The 9,743-nt window shown below is 34.4% G+C and carries 9 protein-coding genes and 1 pseudogene; 9 read left to right on the top strand and 1 reads right to left on the bottom strand.

Features of this window, described 5'->3' with window-relative positions; all coding sequences use genetic code 11:
- A partial coding sequence (locus GCA01S_RS18255) for an SH3 domain-containing protein (protein WP_155835606.1) occupies positions 1–302 on the top strand: 302 nt, incomplete at its 5' end.
- Positions 303–387: 85 nt separating this feature from the next.
- On the opposite strand, the gene GCA01S_RS18250 is transcribed toward GCA01S_RS18255, so the two are convergent.
- On the bottom strand, positions 388–1,209 hold the full coding sequence (locus tag GCA01S_RS18250) for a tyrosine-type recombinase/integrase (RefSeq protein WP_042412212.1): 822 nt from the start codon (positions 1,207–1,209) through the stop codon (positions 388–390).
- Positions 1,210–1,654: 445 nt separating this feature from the next.
- On the opposite strand from GCA01S_RS18250, the gene GCA01S_RS18245 reads away from it, so the two are divergent.
- From GCA01S_RS18245 to GCA01S_RS20425, 8 genes and pseudogenes are all read left to right on the top strand, one after another.
- Positions 1,655–4,330: a hypothetical protein gene (locus tag GCA01S_RS18245; RefSeq protein WP_042412208.1), complete on the top strand. Its 2,676-nt coding sequence runs from the start codon at positions 1,655–1,657 to the stop codon at positions 4,328–4,330.
- Positions 4,331–5,071: 741 nt separating this feature from the next.
- The gene (locus GCA01S_RS18240) at positions 5,072–5,383 is read left to right on the top strand and encodes a hypothetical protein (RefSeq protein WP_042412217.1); all 312 of its coding nucleotides are present in this window, start codon (positions 5,072–5,074) and stop codon (positions 5,381–5,383) included.
- A gap of 225 nt (positions 5,384–5,608) precedes the next feature.
- Positions 5,609–5,824 carry a hypothetical protein gene (locus tag GCA01S_RS18235; protein WP_042412206.1) on the top strand — a complete coding sequence of 72 codons (216 nt, stop codon included), beginning with the start codon at positions 5,609–5,611 and terminating at the stop codon, positions 5,822–5,824.
- A 12-nt stretch (positions 5,825–5,836) separates the two neighbouring features.
- Complete coding sequence (locus GCA01S_RS18230; RefSeq protein WP_042412202.1) at positions 5,837–6,067, top strand: hypothetical protein; 231 nt, start codon at positions 5,837–5,839, stop codon at positions 6,065–6,067.
- A gap of 785 nt (positions 6,068–6,852) precedes the next feature.
- On the top strand, positions 6,853–7,896 hold the full coding sequence (locus tag GCA01S_RS18225) for a ParA family protein (RefSeq protein ID WP_042412200.1): 1,044 nt from the start codon (positions 6,853–6,855) through the stop codon (positions 7,894–7,896).
- 81 nt (positions 7,897–7,977) lie between these two features.
- Complete coding sequence (locus tag GCA01S_RS18220) at positions 7,978–8,244, top strand: hypothetical protein (protein ID WP_042412198.1); 267 nt, start codon at positions 7,978–7,980, stop codon at positions 8,242–8,244.
- A gap of 664 nt (positions 8,245–8,908) precedes the next feature.
- Positions 8,909–9,355 (top strand): hypothetical protein, encoded by a 447-nt coding sequence (locus GCA01S_RS18210; protein ID WP_042412194.1) that lies wholly within the window; start codon positions 8,909–8,911, stop codon positions 9,353–9,355.
- Positions 9,356–9,568: 213 nt separating this feature from the next.
- Positions 9,569–9,743 (top strand): annotated as a pseudogene (locus tag GCA01S_RS20425) (putative iron-sulfur cluster-binding metallochaperone); the annotation flags it as partial.

The following is a 9,743-nucleotide window of genomic DNA, read 5'->3' as shown; positions in this document are numbered from 1 at the left end:
TCATCTACCAAGAAGTCATGAAGCATAAAAACACTATTTTGAAACAAGTACGTAAGGAGTATAAAAACAAAGAGTATACATTTGAAGAATTAAAGCCATTCCGTATGGTCTCAACGAGCCAATTAACTGTTCGCCAAACTAATAAGAAGAATACAAAGGCGATCGATACATTACATTTTGGACAAGTTGTACGGGTGATAGAAAAAAGAAAAAATTGGACTTTCGTTGCTTATCAAAAGGAAGATGGGGAAGTAGTAAAAGGGTGGGTGCTAACAAGATATTTGGAAAAATTGACAAAGTAACATTATAAGGAATTTAATTGTGCTTATCTTCATATAAAAAATGGTCCCAGTTAATGAAGCGTAGGCTTCATCAACTGGGGATTTTCTATTTTATCCATAGATTACTTACTGCCTTCATCTTGTCCTCATCAGTTGGAGCAGAGTAACGCAACACCATATCGGCTGAGGAGTGGCCGCTAAGGGCTTGAATAATGCTAATATCTTCGCCGTTTCTTACCAATCTGGTAATAAAAGTATGACGAAGGGCATGAACATTAACCCCGTATTTTTGGAATATGTGCTGAACCGTTCGAGGGGAAATTCGTTTATTTCTGTTTGATAAGAAAAGAGCAGAATTATCATCAGTGCGCTGTTCTAGGTATTTTGTAATTGCCCGCCGGGTTTCAGAGTTTAATGGAATCTTCCGTTCTTTCGCTCCTTTTCCCTTTCTAATAATTACTTCTCCTTTGCGTTCGGATATGACAACATCTGTTTTTTCTAAAGCAACTAATTCGCTGAGTCTTATACCAGTATTAATGAGTAGTTGTGCAATTGCCATATCTCTAAGGTTTCCCGTTCGATCAATTTCTCGAAGTAGGCGATTAACCTCATTTCTTTCGAGAGCCTTCGGAGCCTCATGCAATATGTTTCTCGGCTTTACGACAGAGATGTCTTCAATAGTTTGTTCTTTGTTCGCCCAAATGCTGAATTTTTTTATAGCATTCCAAATTTTATTAATCGTAGCCGCACTTTTCCCACGACTAGCCAAAAAATCAATGTACTGTTGAACGTCCATGCGCGAGTAATGTTGTAAATCTGTTCCGGCACCTTCTAACCACTTTGAAAACTGTTCTAAAGCGTGACAATACGTTTTAATGGTCTCTTTTGACTTTCCTCTCAATGCTTCTTGGGCAAACTCCTGTATCATATTCCACTCTCCCAGAAAAATTAGGATAAATAATTCTACGACAAAATTTTCTTTTGTTAATGGCTAAAAAAAGAGCATAAAACCATGAAAAATGAGTCTAGAATGGCGTAGAATGCTAATTCTATGACAAAAATCTACGCAATTTCATCTCCTTTCTTTAGTAAAGTTATACTCTATATGTTCATAATTCGGTATTCATAAATGATTTCCTTGAAAAAACTATTGTTGACAAATATGTTATGAAATATTTCCTTTGAATATTGACTGATAATTCTAATTTCAATTAAAATCAAGACACGGTCCAATGATATGGCAAAATATCTTTTGCTGGGCCGACTTTAAAAACAGGAAAGGGGAGTTCTCATAATACAATTAAAAACATGTAATTAAAAGACTAATCATAGCATTGTAACTCTCCCTTTTTAAGAAAAAGGGGGAATGTCATATGCTAAAAGAAACATTGCCAAAAGTGAAAATTAGTCTTGATTCACAGCGTTTTCATCGAAAGCCTGAAAAATGGGAAGTAGCGATTATTTCTAATCGTATCGCTAGTTTACCGACAGAAGTAACGATGCAAGAATTTGCGAAGGCCGTTGTGACTCCAAATGGAAGAAGTTTTGCACCTGCTGTTTTTAGAGATGGGATTAGAAAAAATGCTTTTTGGCTTAGCCAACAGGTTTTTGCTCTTGATATCGATGAAGGTTTGTCAATTGCTGATGCTGTAAAGAGATGTGAGCAATACCATATCATGCCGAATTTTATTTATACAACATTTCGTTCTACACCGGATCATGAAAAATTTAGAATGGTTTTCTTGGTAAATGAAGAAGTTCATGATATCCGAGTGCGAGAGTTGATACAACGTTCGTTAATGACACTTTTTCCAGAGGCAGATGTCCAAACAAAGGATGCTTCAAGACTATTGTTTGGAGGGAAAGAACTGGTCTATGAAGCGTATGACAACGTCATAAGCGTTCCGGATTTATTAAATGCCGTTATATTGCACATAAAAGCAGGCTCTAACCCATCACGGGATATGGAACGTTACTGTCGCATTGTTGGGATTGATTTAATCAACGGTTATCCAAATTATAAGTTGATTGATGACGATGATGAAATAACACCAGAGGATAATTTGTTTATTTCAATGACTAAAAAGCGCACCAATCCTATTATATTTAATAGAGAACGCCCGAAAATTAGTCATGGTTCCTATATGATTAAGTTTTCTAAAGAAAACACTGAGGAATATCATAGAAAATTGGGTTCGAAAGAAGAAGGGGAATTGCTTAAAGATTATTGTTTCCAAATTGATAAAGTGAAAGAGGGGTTTGCGCAGATTAGAGATTTTCCGTTTGAGAAACTAGAGGAGAACTGCAAACTTTATCGAGAATCCATGCATGGTGATTATTGGTTGTATCACAACGAGATGTTTGGGGTTATGACTAATTTATTGAGAGTAAAAGGCGGTAAAACGAGAATCGAACAGATTCTTAACAGCAGACCAGAATACGCGCAAAAGAAAATAGAATGGAAGGTCATGATTAATCAAATACAGAAGTCAAATTATGCTCCAAGTAGATGTGATTCGTACTGTCCTTTTGCTGATGAGTGTGAACATGCACTCAACATGATTGAGCAAGGGAAGTTGTTCAGAGGAAGAATTCAAGTGACTCAAAAACCGAATTTTCAACCATTAAGTGAGGCAGAAAGGAAATTGAAGCAGTATTTTCATGAAGCATTAAATTCTGAAGAAAATGGCGTATTTGTGATTAAAGCCCCCACAGGAATTGGGAAAACTCAGTTGTATGTCAATGCGGCTCAAACTCATACGTTTACGATTGCATTACCCACCCATCGGCTAAAGGAAGAAGTTTCAGAGCGATTGAATCGTTTAGGCTGCAAACACGTAAAAGTGCCGCAACTGCCGGATTTAGACATTGAATTCACAGAAAAAATTGAACGTCTATACAATAACGGAGCGTATAAAGCAGTGAATGCTTTCTTAAAGAAAATGGCTCGGCAAAATGAAGAGATTCGAAACTATCTTGAAGAACTTGAAAATGTGCATAAAGCGCGAAACAAAGTCATTTTGACTACGCATCAACGGAGTTTATTTACAAAAGAGGATGCGAACGGTACATTAGTTATTGACGAGGATATTATACCGAGCCTGTTACCTGTGTCAAAAATGAGTGTTTTAGATTTCACGCTTGTGTGCTCTAAATTCATGCAAAACGAAGAAAATAGGGCGGCTATTTTAACGATTCAAAATATGGTCTTAAATGCACCGACCGACCTCGTTCAAGAGAGAGCAGCCTACTTGCTGCCGAATGCCAACGAGGTAGAAAAGATTATTGTCGAAGATAACGCGATAAAGTCCGATATTTTAGGGTTCTTAAATTGCTCATATTTCGTAAAAACGAAAGGACCAAACGGAAATGAATTCATCTATTTCATTCAGCGCCATCAGTTGCCTAAAAAGAAAGTGATTATTCTTAGCGCTACTATCAGCGAAACGATTGCTAAAATGATGTTTGGACCAGAAGTTAAATACCGTGATGTTGGATTGACGGAATCAAAAGGGGAAATTGTGCAAATTCCCATCAAAAGTTTTAGCCGCTATGCGATAAAAGAGAACGAAGAACTTTTGAACTTGGCAAAAAAGTTAATAGACATCTATAATCCTAACAGCACCATCATTACCTACAAAGGATTTATGGAACAAGATAAAGCGACTCCTACGTTCGGAAATACGGAAGGAATCGATTCTCTCAAAGGACAGAACATCACGGTGCTAGGAACGCCTCATGTTAATCCGATTGCATATTTACTTTACTCGGCTGCGTTAGGCTATAAACTTGGGCTGAATGATAGCAAAATGGAGTACCAGCAAGTTCAACGAAACGGATTCAGATTTTTCTTTAATACGTATGAAAATAATGAGATATTACAGGAAATACAATTTTATTTGGTTGAGAGTCAATTGATTCAAGCGATAGGCAGAGCGCGAACACTTAGGGAAGATGCAAAAGTATTAGTTTTAAGCAATCTTCCGGTGCAAGGTGCTCGTTTTATCCATTTATCTCAACGAGACATACAAAATTTATTGCATTCCTAAGTTTTAGAAAAAATGGAGTTACTGATCGGCACGGAGGCCACTTTCAAATAATATTACATTACATATTACTATTCATCATACATAATCACTTCACCTGCTTAAAGTTTTAACTACGAAACACTTCATATCCCACTTCATACAACACCATTTAACACTACATAATCATCTCCTTAATTTGCAAATCCGCTCACTACACATTTGATTCCTTGTATTTTCCGATTACAAAAACTGTGCAGAAGACCTTCAGTTAAAAGATACTGAAGGTCTTTTTACGTATGGACATAGTGACCCAACCAAACAGGTCATTCAGAAAGAATTTACAGCACTTAAAAACAAAATTTTTATCTACGAAAAAAGTTTTTATTTTCTGAATTTTGTTTTTATCTACGAAATAGACATAATTTTTTTGTAGATAAAAAATAATAAAATTGCTTAATAATTGGAAGTTGAAAGTCACAAAGAATCTATAGAAAAATTTTATTAATATATTAATATTGGAAATAAATGTTTTTATCTACGAAATCGTCACAAAGCCTATTAAATTAATAGATTGCGCTAATTATTAATGTGTTTTATACTCTTAATTACATCGAACAAAAATTTCGATGAATAGTTTTTGAGGAGGTGAATTAGGAGAAGTATAGCACGGTAACAATTATATTACCAAAATAATTTGATTTAACAGGAGGTGAAATATCTGAAAAATTAGTGTTTTTAAAAAAAGAAAAGGAGATGGTGTTAATGAAAAAAATTATCAACAAAAAAGTGTATGATACAGAAAAAGCAACGCTTGTTGCGGAGTACAGTAATGGTCTTCCGAGCAGTGACTTCAGACATGTTTATGAAGATTTATATATAACGAAGTCTGGTCAGTTTTTCTTGCATGCTCAAGGAGGTCCATTAACGAAATACAGTGAGTCAGAGGGGAACCTAACGTGGGGGATTGAAACGATTATTTTGTTAAGTAAAGATGAAGCGTATGAATGGCTTGAAGAACATGACAAAATTGAAGCGATTGAAAAGTATTTTGGTGATGTGATTCAAGAAGGGTGATAAGAAGAGGTAAGACAAAACATATGATTTCTGCTAAATATAAAGACTAAAACAAACGCCCTGTACATTCATAATATACATGTAATACATAACATACAACGATTTTCGGCAAAACAAAAAGTTTTAGAATTAAAAAATAACACATTTTCTAAAATACATATCAAAGATGAATTCATAGAAATGGAGGAATGGGACAGTGCTTTAGAAAAGAGGAGGATGATGCGTATGTTAAATGCGGTTGGTGTATCAGAAAATGATAAACAGATGGAAGATTTCAAAGAATTAGTTATCTTTTGGGGATTAGAACCGTTATTTACTGTTGGTGTAAAATTTAAAAATGGGCTGTATTTAGGTGTATCGCTGTATGGTCACGAAGATTTTCCAGATTGCTATGCTGTAGGGCTTAATGAGGCAAACGATGAATTCCGTTGGTTTTTTTAAGGCAGAGAAAATTTGGGGGAACAAATCGCTAGAGGAATTGGTTGGTTGGGGTATTCTATAATTGAGAGTTGTATTGTTGAGGGAATATGTACTATAGATGAACTAGGTGAATATCTAGAACATGTCTTATCTCAATTAAAGGAAGATAAGTCGCGTACATATTTCAGTGAACAAGAGATTGGTCATATAGAAGAGAAGTATAGAAGCGTATTAGAGAAATTGATTTTTGATCTTACTAACTAAAGCGATTTAAGGTTTAATTATTATATGAATAGTCAAGAAGTGAAGAATGTTGATAAATGGAAGGAGGGTGTTTCCCTCCTTATTTTTATGAAGTACGCGTTTCATCAAACTTCCTTATAGCATAATCCTTCTTGCTAATATAGGAACAAGAAGTTAATAACAATAAGAATCATGCGCTTAAAATAAGGTCATTATTATACGTCAATTCATGCACATGTTGCAAATTCTAACCGATGAAAACTACCCATGCTAATCGCTTGAATTTTGTTCAAATTGCATATAGTGGTTAAAATTGTAAATATTCATGTTAATTATCGTTTATTAATAATGAATATGAATATTCATAATTCATAATGATTAGTATTGATAAGATTCAATAATATTCATTATAAGTGGTTAATAACAAAACATAATCATCATTTACAATAAATTTTTTTCATAAAGAAGATGAAAAAAATGATTTTTTTCATACATGTGTCTCCTACATAGGTAAATTAGTCCGAAGAAATGAGATAAAAAACGAATAAATTAGGAGAAAATAGATTAATAGCAGCATAAAATCATTTTGGCTTTAAAACGGCTTATATCGCCTAAAATGGCGAATTTCGCTATACTCTTTTAACACAGGTTAAAGGAGGTAGTCGAAGTTAGGCAAAACAAATTTCAAGCGTGCATTCGATAAGGTTTTATAAAAATTTTGTCATTATCTGAAGGAATTTTAACAAACGGGGCGAATTTTTGCTAATAATTCTTGAATGATATTGTTTTTGGGGAGCGATGTTGTTATGGCAAAAATTATCTCATTGTTTAATAACAAAGGTGGAGTAAGTAAGACTACTACTACGTTTCATTTGGGATGGATCTTGTCTGAAATGGGAAAAAGGGTCTTAATGATAGACGCAGATTCCCAATGCAATTTAACTGGTTTATGTCTTAGTTTGGCTGGAACTGAGGATATAGAGGAGTTTTATAATCATAGTGGGATTGACAATATAAAAACATCGCTTGATCCGGTATTTGGAGGATTGCCTAGAAGGTTAGAACCAGCCAAATGTTTTGAGTTTCCTAACAGAGAAGGCTTGTATTTACTGCCCGGACATATTGGATTTGCTGAATTTGATATATCTATGGGGGTTGCACAGGAGCTAACAGGTAGTTTAAGAATGGCTCAGAATATTCCGGGGGCAATTAATTACTTGATTAACATTACTTCTCAGGAATACGGTTTTGATTATGTGTTAATTGATATGAGCCCAAGTGTATCCGCAACGAATGCTAATTTGTTAATGCAAAGCGATTATTTTATCGTTCCTTGCAGTCCCGATTATTTTTGCAATATGGCCATCAATTCACTAACCAGAGTTCTTCCTGAATGGAAAAATACATATGACAATATTAGAAGACATTCCATTTTTCAAAATGCGGAATATCGTTTTCCTGATACGCTTCCAAAGTTTATTGGTACAATACTTCAACGATACAGACCGAAAAACGGTGTTCCTGCAAGGGCGTTTCAATCATGGATCGATAAGATTAATCGTAATGTTGCTACGAATCTAGTGCCAACTTTGAGGGAACATGGCATGCTGATTGAAGAAGAAAGGTTCGGTCCAATCAGAGAAGATGTGGAGCCTTACAATCTAATAAATATCTCAGATTTCAATGGGCTGATTGCTCAGTCGCAAAAGTATAATGTTCCTGTCTTTGCCTTGTCTGAAGAACAAATTGAACAGTCAGGAAAAGTTTTATCTAACAGTATTAATTCAAGAGATGAATTTAGATATACATTTACGCAGTTGGCACATAAGATTATTAGATTGACTTCTTAGAAGTGTGTACTTTTTTATTGAAAAAACAAGGGAATCCCTCTCCTATTTTGAATCAGATGAGTGGAAAGGAGGGGGATTTTTATGGTTAAAATTTTGCTTGAATACGATTTGCTTATATTCCAATGTTGCTTTAAATATACGGTATTCAAATTTACAAACATCGATAAAACGTATTATGCTGCCGTAGTAGAGATGTCTGATCGAGGAGGAGAATTTGAAATCATTCAAAGCAAAGTGCTGAATGATCTGTCTGATGCCAAAAAATATCTTTTGGAGTTAAACGAATTAAATTTTCGATCTGATGATATCGATGAGTTAAATGAGTCAATTCATTTTTTGGAGGAGTAGAAATAGGGGTAAAAGCAATTCGGATAGGGGAGCCTATTTTGGATTGCTTTTTTTGTATGAAAAAGAAGGGAATGTATGTTCGTTAAATAATTATATATGTGAAATTATTTAACGAATGAAAGGATTGAGCATGCTCATGTCAAATAGGGAAAAACAACAAGGGTTAAGGGAAAAAAGTTTTATTAAGTTTAGACACGATGATTATATTATTGTAATTGCTAGGCATAATCGTTTCGCATGGATAAAACATACAGACAGCAAGTACGTGTACTTTATGTACATCACACGTTTACAGAAAAGTTTTATCGGTCACAACACATCTGAAGTGGCGGAATTTAATATTTTATGCTTTTGCGGCATGTATAACAATTTTATGCATTTAATTCAAAACATGATGCCGATTCTATCCGAATACATTTTGGACTCAAAAAAGATAGTGGAGATCGTTATGTTATGTGAAGATTTGTATGAAAATGATGCAGATTGTCCAGATTGAGAAGGAATATCATAAAACGGCAAGGAGACAATCCTTGCTGTTTTATCTTTAGCTAAAATCATTATTTTTTAAAATATGAATAATCATACAAATTAGGTCCTGTTTTTTGCTCCCGATCGAGATATAATCATTTTAATCGATTAAGAATTCGTGGGAGGAATGATTGCTATGGAAAGAATTTTGCCTAAAAAGCGAGAGAGACGCATCTTTTATACGTATAACTTCGTTTTGATGACATTCTTAATCTTGATCGCTGCTAAATTATGTCTAGATTATTTTCCGTACGGTTTTTGGTTATATGCAATTATTGCGTATATGACAATGTTCGGAGGTGCTGTCATTTATAAGCGAATGTATATTCCAACATACGAAATTATTGTTATACAAGATGGGAAAGAGAAGATACCGGTAATCTTTACTTATGCCATGCTTACAGCAGTGATGATTGTTTGCATAGTTGGTGGCATTCTGATATTTTTCCACCAACGAAATGTTTTTTCTTCTGTTTTTATCCCTTTCTTCTTTTTCATGGGCGCGTTTATATGGGAATTGACCCTTAGTCAGATGATTGATATTTTGAATGAAAAGGAAATCAAGATTTCTATTAAACGCTAGTTGGTGATTGGGTGATATGTGTCTTATTTAAAGGCTCTACCCTGAAATAATTGTGGAAACTTTTGCTGTTATTTCATTCATCAATGTGCCAATTATTATTGGCAAGGGTGTCTGTTAAAGAACTATGTTGATTTTCTTGTTCAACGAGGCAGGATAGTTGAAGAAAAATGATATAATTTCTATATTGGCACGTTGGAGAAGGGGGGTTAAAACTTGGCTGATTGTTGCAATGCAAAAGAACAAATTTTTGAAAATAGCGATTCTGCAATATGTCCCTCTTGTAAATCAAAAGGAAAAAAAGTGAAATTAATTACGTTAAAATCAATGCTAAAACCAACAAGATTAGACTCTTTGAATGCAGGTTTAACTCATTATTTTTGTTCATTGT

It is taken from the genome of Parageobacillus caldoxylosilyticus NBRC 107762 (genome assembly GCF_000632715.1).
GTDB lineage: Bacteria > Bacillota > Bacilli > Bacillales > Anoxybacillaceae > Saccharococcus > Saccharococcus caldoxylosilyticus.
The sequence above is the reverse complement of the archived record's forward strand: the minus strand, read 5'-3'. Positions and strand labels throughout refer to the sequence as shown.

Excerpts from the sequence above, each read along its gene's own strand:
- GCA01S_RS18250 (WP_042412212.1), bottom strand. The coding sequence starts at position 1,209 with ATGATACAGGAGTTTGCCCAAGAAGCATTGAGAGGAAAGTCAAAAGAG.
- GCA01S_RS18245 (WP_042412208.1), top strand. The coding sequence starts at position 1,655 with ATGCTAAAAGAAACATTGCCAAAAGTGAAAATTAGTCTTGATTCACAG.
- GCA01S_RS18240 (WP_042412217.1), top strand. The coding sequence starts at position 5,072 with ATGAAAAAAATTATCAACAAAAAAGTGTATGATACAGAAAAAGCAACG.
- GCA01S_RS18235 (WP_042412206.1), top strand. The coding sequence starts at position 5,609 with ATGTTAAATGCGGTTGGTGTATCAGAAAATGATAAACAGATGGAAGAT.
- GCA01S_RS18225 (WP_042412200.1), top strand. The coding sequence starts at position 6,853 with ATGGCAAAAATTATCTCATTGTTTAATAACAAAGGTGGAGTAAGTAAG.
- GCA01S_RS18220 (WP_042412198.1), top strand. The coding sequence starts at position 7,978 with ATGGTTAAAATTTTGCTTGAATACGATTTGCTTATATTCCAATGTTGC.
- GCA01S_RS18210 (WP_042412194.1), top strand. The coding sequence starts at position 8,909 with ATGGAAAGAATTTTGCCTAAAAAGCGAGAGAGACGCATCTTTTATACG.